Below are 21,447 nucleotides of genomic sequence, written 5' to 3' on the forward strand. Positions count from 1 at the left end.
GAACGGTGGCCGGATAATGATTGGAATAGGTGGCCGGTTACGTCGGAATCCGCAGCCGATTTCCTTGGTGGTGAAGAAGGGCTCGAATGCCTTTGCGAGAACCTCCTCGGTCATGCCCGAGCCGGTGTCGGCGACGCTGAGCACGACGTAATCGCCCGGGCCCGGCTCCTCCGGCCGCCGCGGTGCGCCGCGGTGCTTCACATTGCCGGTTTCCACGGTGAGCAGGCCGCCGACCTCCATCGCGTCTCGCGCATTGATCGCGAGGTTGAGGATGATCAGCTCGATCTGGGTCGGGTCGACCAGCGCCGGCCAGAGACCCGGCTTCAGCACGGTTTCGAGCCGGATGCTGCCGCCCATGGTGCTCTGAAGCAGATCCTGCATACCGGCGACCGTCTCGTTCAGGTCGAGCGGCTTGGGTTCCAGCCGCTGGCGCCGCGAGAAGGCCAGCAACTGCGCCGTCAGCTTTGCGCCGCGCTCGGCCGCCATCCGCATGTGGCCGAGCCTTTCTCGGGAGCGATCCTGCACCCCGGCCCGCTCGAGTGCCCGCTCGACGAAGCCGATATTGCCAAGGACGACTGTCAGCAGATTGTTGAAATCGTGGGCCACGCCCGCGGTGAGCTGGCCGACGGCCTCGAAGCGCTGCATCTGCCGCAACGTGTCCTCGACGCGCTCGCGTTCTTCGATCTGGTCCGCCAGCTCCCGGTTTCGCTCGGCGAGGGCGGCGCTTGCGACCTTCTCGCTGGTCACGTCCCGGCCGACCGCATAGAAGGCGTCGCCCTCCGGCGTGGCGGTCCAGGATATCCACCGCCAGCTACCGTCGAGATGGCGCACCTGATTTTCCAGCCGGTCGATCTTGCGACCGGCGCCCAGCTGCCGGATCGCGGCTTCGAGGGTGGCGTGTTCGTCGGGATGGACCAATATGCCGAGGCTGCTGCCGACGAGGTGGTCGGGATCGTAACCGAGCACGGCCTGCCACGCCGGGTTGATGCGGCGCAGCCGCCCGTCAGAGCCGACGACGGCGAAAAGGTCGGCGCTCAGCCGCCAGATGCGGTCCCGTTCGGCGGTCCTCTCCGCCACCTGCCGCTCCAGCGCGGAGGCGAGGTCGCGCAGGGCCTCGCTGGCGCGTCTTTCCTCGGTTATGTCCCGCATCACGCCGAGGAAGCGCTCGCACGCCTCTTCCACGAAGATGGCCTGGCCATGAATGGCCAGCCACCGCTCGCGCCCATCGACGGCGAGGACACGATATTCCTCGCGGAAGCGACCGTCGTGACCTTCGCGCCAGGTGATGGCGTCGTCGATCGATCGTCTCATCCTGTCACGGTCGGCAGGATGGCAACCATACAGCAGCGCGTCGGCGCCGAATTCCACAGGAGCGGTCAGACCAAAAAGGGACCGGCAACGTTCGTCCAAGGTCAGTGTGCCGGTGGCAGGCTGATAGTCCCACACCCCGAGCTGGGCAGCCTCGGCGGCAAGCCGCGCGCTCATCTCGCTATGGCGCAGAGCCTCCTCGGTGCGGCGGCGCTCGGCGCGGTCCTGCGCCTGTTCCAGCGCGCGCTCGATCGCCGTCGGCAGCCGTGAGAGGTTGCGCTTCATCACGTAGTCGGTGGCGCCGCGCTTCAGCGCGTTGGTGGCGAATTCTTCGCCCACCACGCCTGAGACGAAGATGAAAGGCACTTCCGGCTGAAGCGCGCGGGCGATGGTGAGCGCGGACAAGCCGTCGAAATCGGGAAGCGAATAATCGGCGAGAACGATGTCGCAGGCCCGCTCCTCCAGCACCGAGACAAACTCGCGCCGGCGCATCACCCGATCCATGGTGAAGCGGATCTGAGCCTTGCCGATGTGGGCGGCAAGCAGCTCGGCATCGATGTCGCTGTCCTCCAGCAGAAGGATGTGGATCGCCGGCCGTTCGTCTGCCTTAGCGTCAGGTTCCATAGCTGAGCCTCGGCGGCGGCTCGTTCAGGATCGCCCAGAACATGCCGAGGTCCTGGATGGCTTCGAAGAAGGCGTTGAAGTCCACCGGCTTGACCACGAAGGCGTTGACCCCGAGTTCGTAGCTGCGCACGAGGTCGCGCTCCTCGCGGGATGAGGTCAGCATGACGACGGGAATCTGGCGCTGGGCCGGGTCGCGCTTCACCTGTTCCAGCACCTCGATGCCATCGACCTTCGGCAGCTTCAGGTCCAGAAGCACAACGGCCGGGTCGCCGGGAACGCGGTCAGCGTGCGGACCGCGCAGATACAGATAGTCCAACGCTTCCGCCCCATCGCGGGCGACCACGATCTTGTTGGCAAGCTGGCATTTCGCAAGGGCGGCAAGGGTGAGTTCAAGATCGCGGGGATTGTCTTCCACGAGAAGGATGGGGCGTAGATCAGCCACCGGGCGTGTCTCCTGTCGGCGTCTGCCGCTTCGGCAACGTGAAGGAGAATTCCGCACCCTTGCCGGGAGTTCCCTGCGCCGAGACGGTTCCCCCGTGCCGGTCGACGATTCGCTTCACCAACGCGAGCCCGATGCCGGTTCCCTCGAACTCCTCGGCGAGATGCAGGCGCTGGAACACGCCAAACAGCTTGCGGGCATAGGCCATCTCAAATCCCACGCCATTGTCCGAGACGGTGTAGGCGGTGGCCTCGCCGAGATCGGCGCCGGTGACGCGGATGCGGGCGACCTCCCGCGGGGCGGTGTATTTCACGGCGTTCTGCATCAGGTTGAGCAGCGCCTGCCGGATCATGCTGCCGTCGCCCCAGGCAGGTGGAAGATCGCCGATCTCCCACTCGACCACGCGCGCACCTATGTCGGTCGCCAGCGAGCGCTTCACCTCGGCCGCGAGCTTGTTCATGTCGAGGCTCGACGAGGCGAGGCGGTGGCGACCGAGCTGCGAGAAGCTGAGCAGGTCGTCCACGAGCCGCCCTGCCGCCGCCGCCGCTTCCTTGATCGACGTCAGGTAGTGGCGTGAGGTTGGCTCCAGCCCCGCCTCCCGCTCGCTCAGCAGCTCCGCATAGCCGGCGATGTGGCGGAACGGCGCGCGCAGGTCATGCGAGACGGAGTAGGAGAACGCCTCCAGCTCCTGGTTGGTACGCTCCAGCTTGTCCGACAGTTCGGCTCGCTCCTCGGCGTGGTGAAGCAGGAAGTTCTGGACCGCCGCGCGGAACGAGGCGGCGCTCTCGATCTGCGCCGCGCTCCAGGGCCGGGCCTGAAGCCGCACCTGCTCGCGCCATGTCTCGAAGGAGCGGCGGGGGTGCAGGCGCCGGGCGCCTTCCTCTACCGCCTTGTGCGGATTACCGGCCCACTCGACCTCCTGCACGATTTCCGGCCGCAGCCAGATGAGCAGGTCCGGCCGGATCTGCGAGACCGAGATCGCGAGCACGCCGCTGACGATTCCGGCTTCGGCCGCGAAGGCGGGCCAGAGCGCGGCAAGGGAAGGGGTGGAGAAGACCTGCTCCCCGGTCTCGTGGATGCGCGCGGCGAGGTCGCGAAGGACGTTTTCCGGCGGCACCCGGCCGGTGGTGGTCAGGCGCCCTTCCACCAGCGCGGCGGCCCCATCCGCTTCGGTGATGCCCAGCCAGAGTTCGCTATTGGCGGCGAGGCCGGCATCGAGCGCCTCGGTTCCCGACAGGGCGGCGAGCAGGTCGCTTTCCCGCCGGCCCAGCCGCAGCCGGTTCGCGGCATGTTCGGCCTGCTGGCGGGCCTCGATGTTGAGGGAAAGCACCTGTCCGATCATGTCGCAGGCCCCGCGCACCTGCGCGTCCACGCCGTGCGGGCCGCTGCTGTGGCCGGAGATCAGCCCCCACAGGCCGCCGTTCACGACGATGGATATCGACATGGACGCCTGCGTGCCCATGTTGCGCATGTATTCGAGATGCACCGGCGAGACGCTGCGCAGCGCGGCCAGCGACAGATCCAGCCGGCGACCATCGACCGGCGACAGCGCCGGCTCGACAGGGCAGGGCGTGTAGCCGGCATCGACGATCAGCCTCAGCCGGTTCAGCACATAGAGCGCACGGGCCTGGGCAGGAATGTCGGAGGCGGGAAAACGCTGGCGCAGCAGCGTGGGCAGCACGCCATCGGAACTCTCGGCCAGCACGGTGCCATCACCTTTCTCGTCGAAACGGTAGAGCAGCGTGCGGTTGAAGCCGGTGAGGGCACGGACATGGTCGACGGCGGCCTCGGCCATGGCGTCGAGGCTTGCGGCGTGGGAGAGCCGGTCGAGAAACGCCCGGACATGACCATAGAGGCCGTGAGGTACTGCGGTGTTGGATGACGCCACCGGCTCCAGCTCGACCACCGCGCCTTGCGCCGTGACGTGTCCGCTCATCGTGAAGGGCCGGCCGGTGATATCGACGACGTGGACCGTTGCCGGCTCTCCTCCCGCCAGCCAGTCCTCGATGCGGCGAAGAAGATCAGGCGCCTCGTCATTGAGCCGCTCCCCCAAGCCGACGGAGAGCCCGGTCACCTCCCGCAGATTGCGGCTGGCGTGGCGGAGCCTGCCATCTTCAGGCGAGAGCACCATCAGCGCGCCCTGTGGCTGGATGGCGCCCGGGATATGGATGGGTTCGGCCGCGCAGCCGGCCAGCATTTCCGGCGTCACCCCGCTCATCGCGCCATCTCCGGCGTCGAAGACGCACAGGCGGTTGCCGGGAAAATGCCTCGTTTCGTGCCCACCAGCCATATCCCCTCTTCCGACTGCGGGAGAGAACTACGGCGGCACCAGGCATGCAACCTACCGGTGCGTGTTTGGTGTGATGACACCTCAGGCGCGTTTGTGCGGCGGCTTGGTGCGCCGCGCGATCTCAGAGCTAGTCCAGTGCCGGTCCGACCGGGACGATGCCGTTGGGGTTGAGCGCCTTCACCGAGTAGTAGCCGCGCTTGATGTGGTCGACATTCACCGTCTGCCGCACGCCGGGTACCGCCAGCATCCGGTGGAGGAAACCGCTGAGGGCCGCATAGTCCTTCAGCATCCGCCGATTGCACTTGAAGAGCCCGTGATAGGCGAAGTCGAACCGCACCAGCGTGACGAACAGCCGGATGTCGGTTTCGGTGAGGCGGTCGCCGAACAGGAAGGGGCCGCCGGCGGCCAGCCGGGCCTCAAGCTCGTCCAGCATGCCGAACACATCGGTGAAGGCTTCCTCATAGGCGATCTGGGTGGTGGCGAAGCCGGCGCGATACACTCCGTTGTTCAGGCGGGGATAGATCGCCTCGTTGAGCGCGTCGATCTGCGGGCGCAGCGGCTCGGGATAGAGGTCGACCGTCGAATCCGCGAGGTCGCCGAAGCCATCGTTCAGCATCCGCACGATGTCGGCGGATTCGTTGTTGACGATGGTGCCGCGCTGCTTGTCCCACAAGACCGGCACCGTGGCCCGGCCGGTGTAATGCGGGTTGGCGCGGGTGTAGAGCTCGTGGAGATAGGTCGCGCCATTCAGCGTGTCGCGATCCGCGCCGGGATAGTCGCCGAAGCGCCAGCCTTGATCCGTGAGCGCGGGCTCCACCACCGAGACCGAGATGGCCGTTTCCAGCCCTTTGAGCGCGCGGGCGATCAGCGTCCGCGACGCCCAGGGGCAAATCAGTGCGACATAAAGGTGATAGCGCCCCGCCTCGGCACGGAAGCCTGCCTCGCCCGGGGGGCCGACGGCACCATCCGGCGTGACCCAGTGGCGGAAGCCGGAAATCTGGCGTACGAAACCACCCTTGGCATCGGTAGCCTGCACCGGATGCCATTCTGCCGTCCATTTGCCGTCGACGAGCATGCTGCGCTCCGGTGCCGTGGGAGGGTGGGACGCCGGCGGCACCGCCCGTCAGGCGAGCGTCGCCGGCAGCGGTTCACGCCCGCGAGGTGGGCTTCAGCGCCAGCGGGCCGTCCCCAATGAGGGCCAGCGCCAGCAGACCGGCGATCCACAGGGCGATGAACTCCCAACCGCCATTGGGGTTGGTGAAGAAGAAGCCGGCGGCAAAATGCACCGTCACCAGCGCGCCGACAAGGATCGGAATCAGCGCCAGCGCCGCCACACGGGCATAGACGCCCAGAAGGAGGGCGACGGCGCCGACCACTTCCCACACGATCGTGACATAGGCCAGCCAGCCGGGCAGGCCCAGCGAGCTGAAAAAGCCGGCGGTGCCGGCGGGGGTGAACACGAAGATCTTCAGCCCGGCATGGGCGAGAAACAGGATGCCCAGCGTGAGGCGGAGCAGAAGCGCGGCGTAGGGAGCGGTGCGGGCGTCGGTCATGAGGGGTCTCGCGAGGGATGAGGGTCGCGGGGATCATGCCGAGGGTGGCGTCGTTTGATTATACCCCTGCCGGGCGGAAGATTGCTTCCAGAGAGGAAGAAATCTACCAGCCGCGATCCCATTCTGGCTCCCCATGGAAGCGCCTGACGAGGAAGTCGACCAGTGCCCGCACCTTCCCGGCGAGATGGCGGCCCGGCGGGTAGATGGCGAAAATCCCCCGCGCCGGCGCCTCGAGACCCCGCAGTACCGGGACGATCCGTCCCGCTCTCAGGCTGTCGCCGGCCATGAAGGTCGGCATACGGGCGACGCCGAGGCCGGCGATGGCGGCGTCGAGGCAGGCCTCGGCATTGGAAAAGCGCATCCGCGCGGCAACCGGCACCAGCATCGGCTGGGCGGCGCCGGCCGGGTGGAAGTCCCAGTTCAGCGGATCGGGGAAATTGGTGTCGATGATGCAGGCGTGGTGGGCGAGGTCTTCCGGCCGGGCCGGGCTGCCCCGCTCGGCGAGATAGGCGGGGGAGGCCACCACCACGACCCGGCTGTCGCAGAGCTTGCGGGCGACGAGGCTGGAATCGCCCGGCCGCCCGATGCGGATGGCGGCGTCGAAGCCTTCGTCGATCAGGTTCACCAGCCGGTCGGAGAAGCTGACATCGAGCTGTATGGCGGGGAATTCCTGCGCGAAGGCGATGAGCTGCGGCACGAGCTGGCAGGTGCCGAAGGAGGCGGGCGCGCTCAGCCGCAGCCGTCCGGCCGGCGCGGCGGAGGCGTTGCGCACCGAGGCATCCAGCGCGTCGAACTCCTCCAGCAGAGCTTTCACCCGCTCGTAATAGGCCCGTCCTATTTCCGTCGGCGCTAGCGCGCGGGTGGTTCGGCTCAGAAGCTGCACGCCCAGCTCCGCTTCGAGCTGCGACACCAGCTTGGAGGCCTGCCCGCTGCTGGTGCCGAGCCGGCGCGCCGCGGCGGCGAAGCTGCCGAGGTCGAGTACGGCGACCAGCATGCGGTCACGATCGAGGCGGGACATGGCTTCCCCGGCAGGCATGGCGCGGGAATCGCGCCCTGCCGCATGATAAGGCCCGGCATACTGCCCCGCGAGAGTGGGCCGGCCGTGCAGGCGCCGGAGGCCGCGCAGGCCGACCGCCAGACCGGTTCAGCCGCGCCCGTCGACCCGCCGTTGCGCCAGATCGAGGAAGGCCTTCACCACCGCCGAACCGTCCCCGGCGCGGTGCGCCAGCCAGGTGGTGAGGTGCGGCACCGGCTCCGCCAGCCGTCGGGTCACCACATGCGGCAGGTTGATGGAGCGGAAGGAGGAGGCCATCAGCGACACCCCGAGATCAGCCGCGACCAGCCCGATGATGGTGATCGCCTCGCGCGCCTCCTGGCTGATGCGGGGGCGGAATCCGGCGTCGCGGCACAGCGCGTAGAACTGTTCCGAGGTGCTGGCGCCGGTCTCGGCGGAAAAATGCACGAAAGGATCGCCGGCAAGCTCGGCGAGCTGGATGCGCGCCTCCGGCGGCGTCTGCGCCAGCCGGTGATTGGCATGCAGGAACAGCAGCAGCTCCTCGCGGTGCAGCTCCACGGCCGTGACGCTGTCATCGGCGGCGGTGGGGTCGGCGGGCGCGCGGAGGAAGGCGACGTCGAGCGCGTTGTCGCGCAGCGCCTGCATCTGCTGGGTGCTCAGCATCTCCTGAAGGGTCAGGTGTACCGCCGGACGGGCCTGACGGAAGGCGTGGATCAGCGCGGGCATGATGTTGGCGAGCGGTGCCGAGGCGGTGAAGCCGATGCGCAGCTCGCCCACCTCGCCCCGCGCCGCCCGCTGGCCGACCTGCATCGCCTGGCCCATCCGCGCCAGCACGGCGCGGGCCTCCGGCAGGAACAGCCGCCCCGCTTCAGTCAGCTCCACCCGACGGCTGGTGCGCGCCAGCAGCGGCCCGCCGATGTCGTTTTCCAGCGCCTGAATCTGCTGGCTGAGCGGGGGCTGGGAAAGGCCGAGTCGCTGGGCGGCCCGGCCGAAATGCAGTTCCTCGGCCAGCACGACGAAGGACCGTAGATGCCGCAGATCCATTCGGAAAACCTAACGATCGCAACAAAACAGGTATTGGACAATATGGATGGTCGGCCGCATCACTGCCGTCAACCCCATCTCACCCAGCCCTGTTTCCATGACCAAGCCTGTCGCTCCTTCCGCGCTCGACCTTGCCACGCCCATCGCGGCGCCTGCCGCCGTGCCCGGTGCGGACCTGCTCATCCGCAAGGGGACGCGCCATTTCATCCTTACCAATCTGGCGCTGTTCTCGGCCGGTTTCTCCACCTTCGCGCTGATTTATTGCGTCCAACCGCTGATGCCGCTGTTTTCGGCGGAGTTTGGCATCAGCCCGGCGCAGAGCAGCCTCGCGCTCTCCGCCACCACGGCCCTGCTGGCGGTTGCGATGCTTGTCGCCTCCGCCCTATCGGAGGTGGTGGGGCGCAAGCCGGTGATGGTGGCCTCGCTCATTGCCTCGTCGCTGCTGATGATGGCCTGCCCCTTCGTGCGGGACTGGAACGATCTCGTCTGGCTGCGGGCGCTGTCGGGCATCACCTTCAGCGGGCTTCCCGCGGTGGCGATGGCCTATGTCGGGGAAGAGATGCACGAGGAGTCCGTCGGGCTGGCGATGGGGCTTTATATCGGCGGCTCGGGCCTCGGCGGGCTCGGCGGGCGTGCCATCGTCGGCGTATTGGCAGACTTTTTCTCTTGGCGGCACGGGCTGTTCGCCGTTGGCGCGGTGGGCGTGCTCTGCGGCCTTGTGCTGTGGTGGAGCCTGCCGGCCTCGCGGAATTTTCGCCGCGCCTCGCCCTCGCCACGGGTGATGCTGGCCGCCTTCCTCGCGCATCTCGGCGATGCCCGACAGCGGGCGCTGTTCCTGACCGGCTTTCTGCTGCTGGGCAGCTTCGTGTGTGTCTACAACTACACCGGCTACCGGCTGATGGCGGCGCCGTTCCATCTGCGTCAGAGCACGGTGAGCCTCGTTTTCGCGGTGTATCTCGTCGGTATCTTCGCCTCCGCCTATATCGGCGATCTCGGTAGCCGGATCGGCCGGGGGCCGGTGCTGTGCCTGTCGATGGGCCTGATGCTGGGGGGGACGCTGGTGACGCTGGTGCCAAGCCTGCCGGTCATCCTGCTGGGGCTCGCCGCGCTCACCTTCGGCTTCTTCGGCGCCCATTCGGTTGCCAGCAGCTGGGTGGGGGCCAATGCCAGCCACTCCAAGGCGCAGGCCTCCTCGCTTTACCTGTTCGCCTATTATCTCGGCTCCAGCGTCATCGGCACGTTGGGCGGGGTGTTCTGGGCGAAGGGGGCGTGGCCGGGTGTGGTGGGGCTACTGGCCGTGCTGCTGGCTATCGGCCTTGCCGGCGCCGCCTGGCTGGCGCGCTCGGCCCGGCCGGCCTAGCGCCGGCGGGGACGTCAGGCCGGGCTGTCCGGCCGCCCGATGCGCCGCCGCCGCGCCTCGCCACGGCAGCGGTCGGAGCAGGTTTCGATGGTTTCCCACACCCGCGCCCATTTCTTGCGCCATACGAAGGGGCGGGCGCAAATGGTGCAGGTTTTCTGCGGAAAGTGGGCCTTTTCCCGTCGCTTCGGCACGTTCAGCCCCGGTTGCGGAGCGTTGACCGCCCGCCGTCCACAGCGATGATCTGCCCGGTGATCCAGCCGGCCTCACCGGAAAGAAGGTATTGAGCTAAGGAGGCGACGTCTTCGGGGTCGCCGAGGCGCTGGAGGGGGTGGAGCTGGGCGATGGCGCCGGCCATCTGCTCGTTCGAGGTCAGCGCCGCGGCCAGCGGGGTGCGGGTCAGCGAGGGGGCGACGGCGTTGACGCGCAGCTTCGGCGCCAGCTCGGCGGCGAGGGCCCGCGTCAGCCCCTCCACCGCGCCCTTGGCCATGGCGACGCTGGCATGGGCGGGGAAGCCCTGCTGCACGGCGACCGTCGAAAACAGCACCACCGCGGGCGTCCCTTCCCCCGCCTTCAGCCCCGGAAGGGCGGCCCGCACCGCCGCCGCCGCGCCCAGCGCGTTCAGCCGGAAGTCGGCGAGGAAGTCCGATTCCGTGAGCTTTGACAAGGGCTTGAGATTGATGGAGCCCACCGCGTAGGCGAGCCCGGCCAGCGGCCCCGGCGCGTCGGCGGCGACCCGGGCGAACAGCTCCGCATCGAGCACGTCGCCCGCGGTGAAGCTCGCGCCGGTTTCCTGCGCCAGCGCCTTGAGCCGGGCCGGGTCGCGGGCGACGAGGTGCAGCCGGGCCCCGCTCCGGGCCAGCCGGCGGGCGAGGGCGGCGCCGATTCCGCCGGTGCCGCCATAGATGATGTACATGGTCCACCCTCCGAAACCTGCCTTTTACGGCCCCGCGCCGCCGCCGGTTCAGGGCGCCGGCGGGGCCGTTTCGGTGTGGAGGGTCGGTGCGGTGAGGTGGACGATGAGGCCGATGACCGGCCTGAGTGTGGACGATGAGGCCGATCGCGGCGTGGACGACAGCCTCGCGCGCCGTCCACCGCCGCCGGCGGGCCTCAGTTCATCTCCAGCACGATGCGCCCGTCGATGCCGCCCTCTTCCATCCGGGCGAAAATCGCGTTGATGTTCTCCAGCCGGTCCCAGGAGAAGTGGGCGGCGACCGCGCCGTCGCCGGCGAAGGCGAGCGCCTCCTCCAGATCCTGCCGGGTGCCGACGATGGAGCCGCGCACGGTGATGCGCTTCAGCACGGTGTCGAAGATCGGCATGGCGAAGTGGCCGGGCGGCAGGCCCACCAGCGCCATGGTGCCGTGGGAGCGCAGCATGCCGAAGGCCTGCTCGAAGGCGGTGGGGGAGACGGCGGTGACCAGCACGCCATGCACCCCGCCGATCTGCTTCTGGAGCAGTTCCGCCGGATTCTCCTCGCGGGCGTTGATGGCGATCTCGGCGCCCAGCGTGCGGGCCAGCGCCAGCTTCTCGGGGTGGACGTCGACGGCGGCGACATGCATGCCCATCGCCCTGGCGTATTGCACCGCCATGTGGCCGAGCCCGCCGATGCCGGAGACGGCGACCCACTCGCCGGGCTTCACCTCGGTTTCCTTCAGCCCCTTATAGACCGTGACACCGGCGCAGAGCACCGGCGCGGCCGGGCCCCAGGCGAGATTGTCGGGCAGCCGGCCGACATAGTTGGGGTCGGCGAGGGCGTAGTCGGCGAAGCTGCCGTTCACGGAATAGCCGGTGTTCTGCTGCGAGCCGCACAGCGTCTCCCAGCCGGTGCGGCAGTGCGGGCAGTAGCCGCAGGCGGTGTGCAGCCACGGCACGCCGACCCGGTCGCCTTCCTTTACCCGTTTCACGTTGCGGCCGATGGCGGCGACGGTGCCGACGCCTTCATGGCCGGGAATGAAGGGCGGATTGGGCTTCACCGGCCAGTCGCCGTTCACCGCGTGAAGGTCGGTGTGGCACACGCCGGTCGCGGCGATACGCACGAGGATCTGGTCGGGACCCGGCTCGGGGATCGGCCGTTCCTCGATCACCAGCGGGGTGCGGAAGGTGCGGCAGACGGCGGCCTTCATCATGTTGGTCATTGGGCTCTCTCCTGATGGGCGCCAACCTTTCCCATCCGCCCCGCCCGGTCCTTGACCCCGGTCAATTATGTCGGTTCATGACGAAAACGGCCGCCGCCCGCGCGCGATGAGCGCCCGTGGCCGGCTTTTCCGTGCGATTCCGCCGGCCGCCCGCCAAGGCGCGCGCGTCGCTGGCGCAGGCGCCGCCCGCGCTCCGGCCATGCCCGCAGGTGGCGCGGAACGGCGCGGCCGGCGTGAGGGCCGGCCGGCCGGCGTCACGCCCGCGCCCGCCGCACCCCGGCGGCGGTCTGGACGTAGCCGATGATAAGCATGACGGCGTTGTAGAAGGTGAGGCCGAGGCCGGCGAGCATGACGGCCACCCCGACGACGTCGCCGAGGAGGAACCCGATCATGAACCCGAAGAGAATGGACAGGATCGGGAACAGGAACAGCGACAGGATCGTGTTGGCGATCAACGCGATGAGCGGCACCGCGAAGCCGCGCCGGCGGCCGGGATAGGCGACGCCGAGGACGACCGGCTTGTAGAAGTTCTTGAAATGCACAAAGAGGATCGCTTCCTCGCCGACATCGAGCAGGTCGTACATATCCTTCATGCAGTGGACGTCGCGCAGCACCGTGTCGCCGATCTCGATCACCGAGACGGTGCCGGAGACGCGGACATGCCCCACCGGACTGCTGACCCTCGTATTGACGATCATGTCGCCTTCCTTGGCGCCGACGCGCTTCAGGATACCCCGATATTCCTTCATGCCAGCTCCTTCGTCGCCCGGCGCCAATGGCCCTGCCGCTCGCCCGGCAGCGGGCGGCGCGCGGCGGAAGGCCTCGCGTCGCGGCCGGTCGGGGCATGGGATTTCCGGGAACGAGAGTGCAGCGCGGCATGGCCGGTTTTCCCCTCCCAAACAGGGGGGAGGGCTCAGGGAGCGTCGTGCGCCGGCAGGGCCGCGACGCTGCGCGCCAGCAGGGCGGCGGCCTCTGCCTGCCGGCGGGTGCCGGTCTTGGCGAGGATGTTCTTCAGGTGCCAGCGCACCGTGCCGAGGCCGATGCCCTGGCGGCTGGCGATCTCCTCCGCCGACCGGCCGGCGCCGAGCTCCGCCGCGATCGCGGCTTCCGTGGGCGTGAGGCCGAACAGCTCCCGCAGCCGGTCGTGGTGGAGCGAGGGGCGCTCGGGGTCCTTCAGGAAAACGAGGGCGAGCGGCCCGGGATCGGGACCCGGAGACCAGCGCGGCCGCAGCGGGGCCAGCGTCAGGGTCAGGGGCAGTCGTCCCGCCCGGGCGATGGCGAGGGCCGGCGGGGCGGTGCCGGCCGGTCCGCTGCCCGCCGCGGCCAGCGCGGCGCGCAGCGCGAGGGCGAAGCGGTCCTGAAGCAGCGGGTCCCGCAGATAGAAGCGCCCGTGCAGCACGCCGAGATCGACGCTGCCGCGCAGGCTCTCTTCCGCCGGCGCGTTGGCATGGACGATCCGGCCGCGCCGGTCGAGCACGAGCACCCCGGTGTCGAGGCGGTCCAGCGCGTCGAGGGCGGCGGCCTGCGCGAGGCTCGCCTTCCCCAGGTGGCGGCCGAGCCGCACGGCGCGGGCGAGGTGCGGCAGCAGGAGCGCCGCGGCGTGGCGGTCCCGCGCGTCATGGGCCGGCGCGGATTCCGGCCGGTGAATGCCGAGCACGCCCACCGCGCCATCGCCGAGGGTGAAGGCGGCGCCGACCAGATGGAAGATGTCGAAGGCCGCCAGCCATTCCCGATAGAAGCCGCTGCGGCGCTGCTCCTCCGGCGACACCAGCATCTCGGCGGTGACGATCCGGTCCATGCCGTGCGCCACGCTGCGCTGGACCCAGAGGTCGCGGCGGTGCCAGTCTTCCGTCCAGGCCCGCTTCTGCGCGGGCACGACCATGTTGTCCGTGGTTTCCAGCAGCTCCACCTCGCCCGCGGCGCCGTGGACCTTGACGACGGCGCTGGTGGAATCGAAGGCGCGGGCGATGTGCCCGGCGGTGCCGCGCCACAGCCGCGCGTCGACCGCCGCATCGTAGAGATGGCCGATCAGGTCATCGGGCAGGATGGCATCCATGGGCCGGGGTCCGGGCGGGGGTGGCGTTCGTCCACCCGCGCACCATAACAAGGATCGAACGGGCCAACGACGTGACGCAGGGTGATCTATGGATAGGTGTTTTCTTCCCCGCGGGCCGGGGCCGTCCCGCGAGCCGACGGCGCCTTTCCTGTCACGGCTGAGGGGGCTGCCGGTGCTGGCCCGGCTGCTGCTGGCGGCGCCGGCCGCGCTGGTGCTGGCGCCGGCATGGGCGCAGGCGCCCGTCGCGTCGCCGTCCGCCCCGGCGGCGCCCTGTGCCGAGGCCGGCGGCTATGCCCTGACCGACTGCCTCGCGACCGAATTCGCCAAGGCCGACGCCGCCCTGAACGCGGCGTGGAAGAAGGTCAACGGCCTCATCGCCGCCGATCCCGACACCCCGGCCGACCAGAAGGCGGCGTGGAAGGCCCATCTGCTGGCGGCGCAGAAGGCGTGGCTCGCCTTTCGCGACGCCGACTGCCGGTTCGAGCTGGTGGCGGCGGAGTGGCACAATGGCAGCGGCACCACCGCCGCCCAGCAGCAATGCGCGCTGGAACTGACGCAGGCCCGCACCCGCGAACTGCTGGAACGCTACGCCCCGAACTGAGGGGGACGGGAAGGCGGCGCCTCGGGAATCGCTGGCCGGGGGAAGGTGGTTCGTGAGCGCTTCGCCCCGGCGTGACGTGCCTCGGGGGCGGATCTGCCGCTGACAACCGGTGGGCTGGCGTGGCAGGCTGGTGTCATGAGTGTCGAATCCGTCCGCGCCTTTCTCGCCGTCCACGCCCCGGACATCGCCATCATCGAACTGGAAAGCTCGACCGCCACGGTGGCCGAGGCGGCCGAGGGCCATGGCGTCGCGCCGGCCCGGATCGCCAAGACGCTGTCGCTGCGGGTCGGCGAGCGCCGCTTCCTTCTGGTCACGCGCGGGGATGCCCGGCTCGACAACCGCAAGGCCAAGGCGGCCTTCGGCGGCAAGGCGAGCCTGCTCGATCCCGTCGAGGTGGCGGCGCTCACCGGCCATCCCGTCGGCGGGGTGTGTCCGTTCGGCCTCGCCACGGCGCTGCCGGTCTATTGCGACGTGTCGCTGCGGGCGTTCGACGAGGTGGTGCCGGCGGCGGGCTCCACCACCAGCGCCCTGCGCATCGCGCCGGAGCGGATGGCGCGGCTGGTCGGCGCGCAGTGGGTGGATGCCTGCCAGTCCTGAACCGCCTCAGCCGGCCGGGGGCTCGGTGCCGGCGGGCCGGTCGATCCGGCCGGGGAAGGCGATGCGGGCGCGCGTGCCGCGCGGCGGCGTCCCGGCCGCCCCGCCGGCGATGGTGAAGCCGGCGCCGTGCAGCGCGGCGACGCGGCGGACGATCTCCAGCCCGATGCCGAGCCCGCCGGCGCGCTTGTAGAAGCCCGGCGCGTCCGGGCGGGGCGGGGCGGAAAAGCCGACCCCGTCGTCGCTCACCACGATGGCGCCACCGGGCTCGGAGGCGACGAGGATCGCGACCCCCGGCCCGGCATGGCGCACCGCGTTCTCCACCAGATTGCGCACCGCGTCGCGCAGCAGCGCCGGCTGGCCCTCCACCACCGGGTTGTCGGAGGGCTCGAAGCCGATGCTGCCGCCCCGCTCGAACACCAGACCGGCCATGGAGCCGACGATCTCTTCCAGGAAGGGATCGAGCGCGATCGGCACGAAGCCGCGCCGGTCGGCCGCCTCCAGCCGGGCGAGGGCGAGGATCTGGTCGATGAAGCGCGAGAGCTCGTCCAGCTCCGCCAGCGCCTTGCGGGCCCGGGGATGGTCGATCCGCTCCAGCTCCAGCCGCACGATGGCGAGCGGGGTGCGGATCTCATGGGCGATGGCCGAGGTGAACAGCTTCTGCCCGGACACGAGGTCGCGCACCCGGGCATAGGAGCGGTTCACCGCGCCGGCGAGCTGGGCGATCTCCAGCGGCATGCCGGCGGTGTCGAGCCCGCCTTCGGGCTGCATCGGGTCGAGCCGGTCCGCCGCCTCCGCCGCCTCCCGCACCGGGCGCAGCGCGGCGCGGATGGAATAGAGGCTGGCCCCCAGCACGAACAGCAGGGTCAGCGACATCGGCACCAGCATGTGGTCGACCGCCTCGTCCGCCAGCACCCGCCACACCGCGTGCTGCGGGTCGCGGTCGATGGCCAGCTCGATGAAGGCGCTTCGCGCGCCGATCTCCACCGTGTGGCCGCCGGCGAAGGAGAGCGGGTAGCCCTCGCCGCGCATGCGCATCCAGAACGAGGGCGGGTTCAGCTCGAGGGGCAGGAAATGCTCGGTGCAGGATTCATCGCACTGCGAGTAGAGGATCACGCCGGAGGCGGTGCGCACCCGCGCCACATAGCCCGAGCCCTCACGGCCGTAGCGCGCCCGCAGCCCCGCCGGCAGCTCGTAGCCGAGCCGGCCGTCATGCAGGCTGAAGCCCGCGGCCAGCGCCTCGGTCTCGCGCTCCAGCAGCAGCCGGGCGAGGTTGTCCGGCTCGCGGACATATTCCCACAGCACGGCGGCGAGCTGGGCCAGCATCGCCAGCGCCGCGAACAGCACGATGCGCCGGGCGACCAGGCTGGCGAGCGGGCGCGCCCGCGCGCTCACCCCGGAACCTCGCGCAGCATGTAGCCGACCCCGCGCACGGTCTCGATCGCGGTGCCGGTGGGATGGGCGGCGAGCTTCTTGCGGATACGCGAGAGCAGCAGCTCAACCGCGTTGGTCGACATCTCCTCGTCGAAGCCGGAAAGCTTGGCCTCCAGCACCCGCTTGGCGGTGACGCGGCCGAGGTCGCGCATCAGGATTTCCAGCACCGCGCGCTCGCGCGGGGTGAGCGCGATGGCGGCGCCGGCGCAGCTCACCTCCAGCGTGGCGAGGTCGAAGCGCAGCGCCCCGGCCTCCAGCACCGGGGCGACCGCCAGCGGGGCGCGGCGCAGCAGCGCCCGGGCCCGGGCCAGCAGCTCGCCATTGTTGAACGGCTTGGTGAGGTAGTCGTCGGCGCCCGCGTCGAGCCCGGCGATGCGCTCGTCCACCGCGCCGCGGGCGGTGATGACAAGCACCGGCGTCATGCGGCGGCGGCGGCGCAGGCCGCGCACCAGGTCGAGGCCGTCGCCGTCGGGCAGGCCGAGGTCGAGCAGGATGAGGTCGTATTCCTCGCCCTCCATCGCCGCCTCGGCCTCCGCCGCGCTGCCGACGGCGTCGAGCCGCCAGCCGGCATCGCGGATGGTCTCCCCCACCAGCTCGCGCAGGCGCGGGCTGTCTTCGATCAGCAGCAGCCTCACGGCGTCGGCCCCCCGGCCACGGTACCCATCGGCTTCATCTCTAGGCTTTTTTCCGGCCCGTCACCATCGACCAGACCAGATTCTCGCGGTGGCGCCAGCTCTCGAACAGCGCCGCCGCGGCGTGGAACAGGGCCAGCACGAGGATGGCGTTCGCCAGGGTCTCGTGAAGCTCCTCCAGCCAGTCGGCGCCCCAGAAGGCGTCGAGCCCCATCATCCAGCCGGTGACGCTGACGCCGGCGAGCAGCGCCATCAGCGCCAGCATCATCACCGCCCCCGCCGGGTTGTGGCCCAGCGTGCGGGGCTCGCGGCCCCGGACCAGCGCGGCGAGGTAGCGTGCCAGCCGGGTCGGGCCGGGCACGAAATCGGAGAAGCGCGCATGGGGCGTGCCGATGAAGCCCCAGACGAAGCGGATGACGAGGGCGGCGGCGACGGCGTAGCCGATCACCTTGTGCGCCCGCCCGCCGTCTTCCACGACGAACAGGTTCAGCACGCAGCCCGCCACGACGGTCCAGTGGAAGAGGCGCACCAGAGGGTCCCACACCGGGACCGTCGCGGTGGCCGTGGCCGGGCGCTGCTGCGTCCCGGCCGGCGTGTCCTGGGTGACCATGGTGCGGTACGGGGTCAGTCGATCTCGGACTTCACGACGGCGCCGGTCACCGGGTTGAAGTAGACTTCGGCCTTCCGGTTGTCCTTGGTGTAGCCGTAGATCTCGTAGCAGGAGCCGGTGGTCTTGAAGGTCTTGATCTTCTGATAGCCCATCTCGGCGACCTTGGCCTTCATGGCGTCCTCGGTCATCCACTTGTCCTTGGCCTCGGTGGTGCAGACCGGGCCGGCCATCGCGGCGACGGGCGCGGCGATCAGGGTGGCGGCGAGGGCGGCGGTGATGATGCGCATGGTGTTTCCCTTTCGTTGTGTCGGTCGCTGCCGACGCCGCAAGGGATAGGCTGCCCCGGCTGTCGGCCGGCTGTCGGGCCGGCACGATGGCCGCCGGCCGGGTTACCGCCGGGCGGTATTGCGCGGCCGACAGGATTCCGACAGGTTTCCCGCGCTAGAACTACGCGCTTGTGTGGGGAGTACCGTGATGGCGCGAAGGACCGGCCGGCTGAGGGCGTGGAGCCGCGGGCTCGCCTTTGCGCTCCTGGCGCTACTGCTGCCGGCTGGCGGCTATGCCGGGTGGTATTACCTGACTGGCAATGTCCATGCCGTGATCGAGGGCGAACTCTACCGCTCCGCCACGCTTTCGCCGGGCCGGCTCACGGACGTCATCGCCACGCACGGCATCCGCACCATCGTCAATCTGCGCGGCGCCGCGGAATCGCAGGCGTGGTACCGCGAGGAATCCCGCATCGCCGCGGCCGCCGGAATCCGGCTGATCGACCTGCCATGGTCGGCCCGCCGCGAGCTGACCGACGCGCAGGTCGCGACCTTCCTCGCGGAGATGAAGGACGCGCCCCGCCCGGTGCTGATCCACTGCCGCTCCGGCTCCGACCGCACCGGGCTCGCCTCGGCGCTCTACCTCGCCGCGCTGAAGAAGGCCGACGAGGTCACGGCCGAGGCGCAGCTTTCGCTGCGCTACGGCCATTTCGGCCTGCCCTTCATGCCGTATTACGCGATGGACGCGACCTTCGACCGGCTGGAGCCGAGCTTCGGCTATCCCGCCGACTGAGCCGCGCCGAGGGCCGGACGGCTTACTTCACGATGAGCTTGAGCAGGCTCTGGCCGGCCTTGGAGTCCAGTTCCTTGGCGGTCAGCTTGCCGTCCTTGTTCTTGTCGGCGGCGTTGAAGCGGGCGCGCACCAGCGAGAGATACTCGTCCAGCTCGAGGGTCTGGTCGCCGTCCTTGTTGATCTTGGCCCAGTCCTTCTTGGTCAGGCGGCCTTCGGTCTCGTCCGGCTCCAGCGTGGTGTCGCCGTCGGGATTGATGGCGTGGAACGTCTTGGTGCCGAGGTCGATCGCCTCGGGAATTTCCAGCGTCTGGTCGCCGTCCTTGTTGTACTGGGCGAGGAATTCGGCGCCGGTGAGGGCGAAGGCCGAGCTGGCCATGCCGATGGAGACGAGGCTGGCGAGGCCGGCGGCGGCGGCGAGGCGGGTGAGGGAACGTGTCATGGGAGAACTCCTTCGGTAGTAACCCACAACCATTTCTAGGCGATCGCGTTCCTCACCTCCATGACCTGGATCAGCCCGTACCGGGGCCGGGTCCCGGCGGCCGGGGCCCGGCTTCGCCCCGGCGTGCCGGGCCGCCGGGCCACGGATCAGCGGCGGGGCAAGGCTTTGCCGACGGGCGCGGCATATTGGGGGATGCGCTCGATCCGCGGCTGGTAGTCCCCGGTCGCGATGACATGCCGCACATGGGCGGCGATCTCCTCCATCGGCGCGAACCAGACGTCGCCGCGCTCGCGCAGCTTTTCGAGGAACTGCGCCACCACGTGCCAGCGGGCCAGCCGGCCGGTGGCGAAGGGGTGCACCACCGGCACCCAGAGGCCGCCATAGAGATAGGCCGCCTCGAATTCCTCGGCGAAGATGCGGAAGCCGTCGGACGGGGCGCGGATCGGCATCATGTAGTCGAGGTCCATCGACTGGACGAACTGCGGCCAGTCGTCGAGGCCCCAGTGGCTCGGCAGCTCCACCAGCCGCTCGCCGGTGGCCCGGCTTTCCAGCAGATAGGGCACGTCGTCGCCCATCAGCGAGGCATCGTAGGCAAAGCCCCGCTCCAGCAGCAGGTCGAGCGAATCCGCCGAGAAATTGTAGAGCGGCGCCCGCCAGCCGCGCGGCGCCCGCCCGGTCATCCGCACATGCACCGCGCTCGCCACGTCGAGCCAGTGGGCCTGGTCCTCGCGGGTCTGGCCCACCGGATTCTCGTGGATGTAGCTGTGGTGGCCGATCTCGTTGCCGCCGGCGAGGATCGCCTCCACCGCCTCGGGGTACTGCTCCATGCACCACGCCGGGACGAAGAAGGTCTGCCGGATGCCGAGCCGCCGGTAGGTCTCGACGATGCGCGGCACCGCGACGGTGGGGCCGTAGCGCAGCATGGAGATGGCGGAGACGCGGTTGTTGCCGTCAGTGGGGTAGTCGAGATGGATGAGGCTGTCGGCATCCATGTCGAAGGTGACGCAGGCCGCGCATTTCGCCCCGTTGGGCCAGGGGATGGGGTTCTTGATCATCGGGAACTCCGGGAGAGAGGCGGCAACGGGCCTGCAAGAGCCGTGCAAGGGCAAGGCCGGGCGGGGGCAAGGCCGGGTCATGGCAAGCCGGCGGGGGTAGGCCGGGCGGGGAAGATGGGCCTGCGGGGGAGGCGGGCGGAGCCGGGTGCCAAGAACCCGATGCCCCCCCGCGCGCCGTCCGCCGCCCGCCCTTGGGGCTCAGCCCTCCCGGGCGTGCATGATGCGGCCGATGAGGTTCATCAGGATCTGCGCGGCGAGGATGGCGGTGGAGCCGGTGTGGTCGTAGTCCGGCGCCACCTCCACGAGGTCGACCCCGACGATGGTGCCGCGCTTCGCCAGTCCCGCCAGCAGCTCCAGCACCTCGTAATAGATGAAGCCGCCATGGCTCGGCGTGCCGGTGCCCGGCGCGATGGACGGGTCGAAGCCGTCAATGTCGATGGTCACGTAATAGCGCTGGCCGGCCGGCACCCGCTCCAGCACCGCCTCGACCCCGAGCTTGCGGATCTGCCGCACCGACAGGATGTCCGAGCCCATGGCGCGGGCGTCGTCATAGCCTTCCTTGGCGGTGGAGGAGACGTTGCGGATGCCGAACTGCGAGAGGCCGGAGACATAGGGCTTCTCGGCGGCGCGGCGCATCGGGTTGCCGTGGCCGTAGCGCACGCCGTGGCGCTCGTCGACGAAGTCGAGATGGGCGTCGATCTGCACGAGGTGGATCGGCCCCTTTTCCGCGCAGTCGTCGGAGAAGGCGTTGATGCAGGGAATGTTGACCGAATGGTCGCCGCCGAGCACCACCGGCAGCGCGCCGGCCTTCAGGATGGCGCGCACCCCCGCCTCGATGGCGGCGTGGCTCTGGGTGGTGTCGGTGTGGACGATGTCGGCGTCGCCGATGTCGACGATGCGCACCTTGTCCGCCGGCAGGTAGGTGACGTCGTCCTCATGGTCATAGGCGCCGCCATGGCCGAAGGAGAACAGGGTGGACGCCTCGCGGATCGCGCGGGGCCCGAAACGGGCGCCGGCGCGCCACTGGGTGCCGAAGTCGAACGGCGCGCCGAGAATGGCGACGTCGGCCTCGATCGCGTCCCAGTCCGGCTGGTAGGGGTTCTTGCCGAAGGTGCAGATGCCCACGAAGGGCAGGTTGAGGCGGCCGGTCTCGTAGCTGTTCTTGCGGTCGGTCATCAGGATCGCTCACGGGTGGTCGGGA

23 protein-coding genes are annotated in these 21,447 nt (G+C 69.8%); 4 read left to right on the plus strand and 19 right to left on the minus strand.

Going from position 1 to position 21,447, the window contains the following annotated elements:
* The 7 genes from KHC27_RS03915 to KHC27_RS03945 all read right to left on the minus strand — a co-directional run.
* The coding region (locus tag KHC27_RS03915; protein WP_213335314.1) for a hybrid sensor histidine kinase/response regulator at positions 1–1,932 on the minus strand (1,932 nt) is incomplete at its 3' end.
* Positions 1,922–2,374 carry a response regulator gene (locus KHC27_RS03920; RefSeq protein ID WP_213335316.1) on the minus strand — a complete coding sequence of 151 codons (453 nt, stop codon included), beginning with the start codon at positions 2,372–2,374 and terminating at the stop codon, positions 1,922–1,924. The genes KHC27_RS03915 and KHC27_RS03920, both read right to left, overlap by 11 nt.
* On the minus strand, positions 2,367–4,589 hold the full coding sequence (locus tag KHC27_RS03925) for an ATP-binding protein (RefSeq protein ID WP_213335318.1): 2,223 nt from the start codon (positions 4,587–4,589) through the stop codon (positions 2,367–2,369). Before KHC27_RS03925 ends, KHC27_RS03920 begins: the two co-directional genes overlap by 8 nt.
* Positions 4,590–4,788: 199 nt before the next feature.
* The gene (locus KHC27_RS03930) at positions 4,789–5,736 is read right to left on the minus strand and encodes a glutathione S-transferase family protein (RefSeq protein WP_213335320.1); all 948 of its coding nucleotides are present in this window, start codon (positions 5,734–5,736) and stop codon (positions 4,789–4,791) included.
* A 73-nt stretch (positions 5,737–5,809) separates the two neighbouring features.
* Entirely contained in the window at positions 5,810–6,214 is a 405-nt protein-coding gene (locus KHC27_RS03935; protein ID WP_213335322.1) for a DoxX family protein, read from the minus strand.
* Between the two features lie 103 nt (positions 6,215–6,317).
* Complete coding sequence (locus KHC27_RS03940) at positions 6,318–7,232, minus strand: LysR family transcriptional regulator (protein WP_213335324.1); 915 nt, start codon at positions 7,230–7,232, stop codon at positions 6,318–6,320.
* Positions 7,233–7,358: 126 nt separating this feature from the next.
* Positions 7,359–8,273 carry a LysR substrate-binding domain-containing protein gene (locus KHC27_RS03945; protein ID WP_213335327.1) on the minus strand — a complete coding sequence of 305 codons (915 nt, stop codon included), beginning with the start codon at positions 8,271–8,273 and terminating at the stop codon, positions 7,359–7,361.
* A 97-nt stretch (positions 8,274–8,370) separates the two neighbouring features.
* On the opposite strand from KHC27_RS03945, the gene KHC27_RS03950 reads away from it, so the two are divergent.
* Complete coding sequence (locus KHC27_RS03950) at positions 8,371–9,633, plus strand: MFS transporter (protein WP_213335329.1); 1,263 nt, start codon at positions 8,371–8,373, stop codon at positions 9,631–9,633.
* Positions 9,634–9,647: 14 nt separating this feature from the next.
* Here the strand turns inward: KHC27_RS03950 and KHC27_RS03955 are convergent, their stop codons facing one another.
* From KHC27_RS03955 to KHC27_RS03975, 5 genes are all read right to left on the minus strand, one after another.
* On the minus strand, positions 9,648–9,824 hold the full coding sequence (locus tag KHC27_RS03955) for a DUF2256 domain-containing protein (RefSeq protein ID WP_213335331.1): 177 nt from the start codon (positions 9,822–9,824) through the stop codon (positions 9,648–9,650).
* A gap of 2 nt (positions 9,825–9,826) precedes the next feature.
* Positions 9,827–10,546, minus strand: a complete 720-nt coding sequence (locus KHC27_RS03960) for an SDR family NAD(P)-dependent oxidoreductase (protein WP_213335333.1) — start codon at positions 10,544–10,546, stop codon at positions 9,827–9,829.
* Positions 10,547–10,740: 194 nt separating this feature from the next.
* On the minus strand, positions 10,741–11,766 hold the full coding sequence (locus tag KHC27_RS03965) for a zinc-dependent alcohol dehydrogenase (RefSeq protein ID WP_213335335.1): 1,026 nt from the start codon (positions 11,764–11,766) through the stop codon (positions 10,741–10,743).
* 254 nt (positions 11,767–12,020) lie between these two features.
* Complete coding sequence (locus tag KHC27_RS03970; RefSeq protein WP_213335337.1) at positions 12,021–12,515, minus strand: hypothetical protein; 495 nt, start codon at positions 12,513–12,515, stop codon at positions 12,021–12,023.
* 164 nt (positions 12,516–12,679) lie between these two features.
* Positions 12,680–13,822 carry a helix-turn-helix domain-containing protein gene (locus KHC27_RS03975; RefSeq protein WP_213335339.1) on the minus strand — a complete coding sequence of 381 codons (1,143 nt, stop codon included), beginning with the start codon at positions 13,820–13,822 and terminating at the stop codon, positions 12,680–12,682.
* 88 nt (positions 13,823–13,910) lie between these two features.
* On the opposite strand from KHC27_RS03975, the gene KHC27_RS03980 reads away from it, so the two are divergent.
* On the plus strand, positions 13,911–14,423 hold the full coding sequence (locus KHC27_RS03980; protein WP_213335342.1) for a lysozyme inhibitor LprI family protein: 513 nt from the start codon (positions 13,911–13,913) through the stop codon (positions 14,421–14,423).
* A gap of 135 nt (positions 14,424–14,558) precedes the next feature.
* Positions 14,559–15,020 carry a YbaK/EbsC family protein gene (locus KHC27_RS03985; protein WP_213335345.1) on the plus strand — a complete coding sequence of 154 codons (462 nt, stop codon included), beginning with the start codon at positions 14,559–14,561 and terminating at the stop codon, positions 15,018–15,020.
* Between the two features lie 6 nt (positions 15,021–15,026).
* On the opposite strand, the gene KHC27_RS03990 is transcribed toward KHC27_RS03985, so the two are convergent.
* The 4 genes from KHC27_RS03990 to KHC27_RS04005 are packed head-to-tail and all read right to left on the minus strand — an operon-like array spanning position 15,027 to position 17,980.
* Positions 15,027–16,412: a sensor histidine kinase gene (locus KHC27_RS03990; RefSeq protein ID WP_343210825.1), complete on the minus strand. Its 1,386-nt coding sequence runs from the start codon at positions 16,410–16,412 to the stop codon at positions 15,027–15,029.
* Positions 16,409–17,086, minus strand: coding sequence for a response regulator transcription factor (locus tag KHC27_RS03995; RefSeq protein ID WP_213335347.1), 678 nt, complete (start codon positions 17,084–17,086; stop codon positions 16,409–16,411). The genes KHC27_RS03990 and KHC27_RS03995 overlap by 4 nt, the downstream gene beginning before the upstream one ends.
* A 40-nt stretch (positions 17,087–17,126) precedes the next feature.
* Positions 17,127–17,693 (minus strand): cytochrome b/b6 domain-containing protein, encoded by a 567-nt coding sequence (locus tag KHC27_RS04000; protein WP_213335350.1) that lies wholly within the window; start codon positions 17,691–17,693, stop codon positions 17,127–17,129.
* Positions 17,694–17,707: 14 nt separating this feature from the next.
* A complete protein-coding gene (locus KHC27_RS04005; protein ID WP_213335353.1) occupies positions 17,708–17,980 on the minus strand; it encodes a PepSY domain-containing protein in 273 nt (90 codons plus the stop codon).
* A gap of 187 nt (positions 17,981–18,167) precedes the next feature.
* On the opposite strand from KHC27_RS04005, the gene KHC27_RS04010 reads away from it, so the two are divergent.
* Positions 18,168–18,752 (plus strand): tyrosine-protein phosphatase, encoded by a 585-nt coding sequence (locus KHC27_RS04010; RefSeq protein WP_213335356.1) that lies wholly within the window; start codon positions 18,168–18,170, stop codon positions 18,750–18,752.
* Between the two features lie 22 nt (positions 18,753–18,774).
* Here the strand turns inward: KHC27_RS04010 and KHC27_RS04015 are convergent, their stop codons facing one another.
* From KHC27_RS04015 to speB, 3 genes are all read right to left on the minus strand, one after another.
* The gene (locus KHC27_RS04015; RefSeq protein ID WP_213335360.1) at positions 18,775–19,191 is read right to left on the minus strand and encodes a hypothetical protein; all 417 of its coding nucleotides are present in this window, start codon (positions 19,189–19,191) and stop codon (positions 18,775–18,777) included.
* Between the two features lie 146 nt (positions 19,192–19,337).
* The gene (locus KHC27_RS04020; RefSeq protein ID WP_213335362.1) at positions 19,338–20,246 is read right to left on the minus strand and encodes a polysaccharide deacetylase family protein; all 909 of its coding nucleotides are present in this window, start codon (positions 20,244–20,246) and stop codon (positions 19,338–19,340) included.
* A 198-nt stretch (positions 20,247–20,444) separates the two neighbouring features.
* On the minus strand, positions 20,445–21,422 hold the full coding sequence (speB, locus tag KHC27_RS04025; protein ID WP_213335364.1) for an agmatinase: 978 nt from the start codon (positions 21,420–21,422) through the stop codon (positions 20,445–20,447).
* Positions 21,423–21,447: the final 25 nt, after the last annotated feature.

Origin of the sequence: Ancylobacter lacus, assembly GCF_018390635.1 — a bacterium.
Lineage (GTDB): Bacteria > Pseudomonadota > Alphaproteobacteria > Rhizobiales > Xanthobacteraceae > Ancylobacter > Ancylobacter lacus.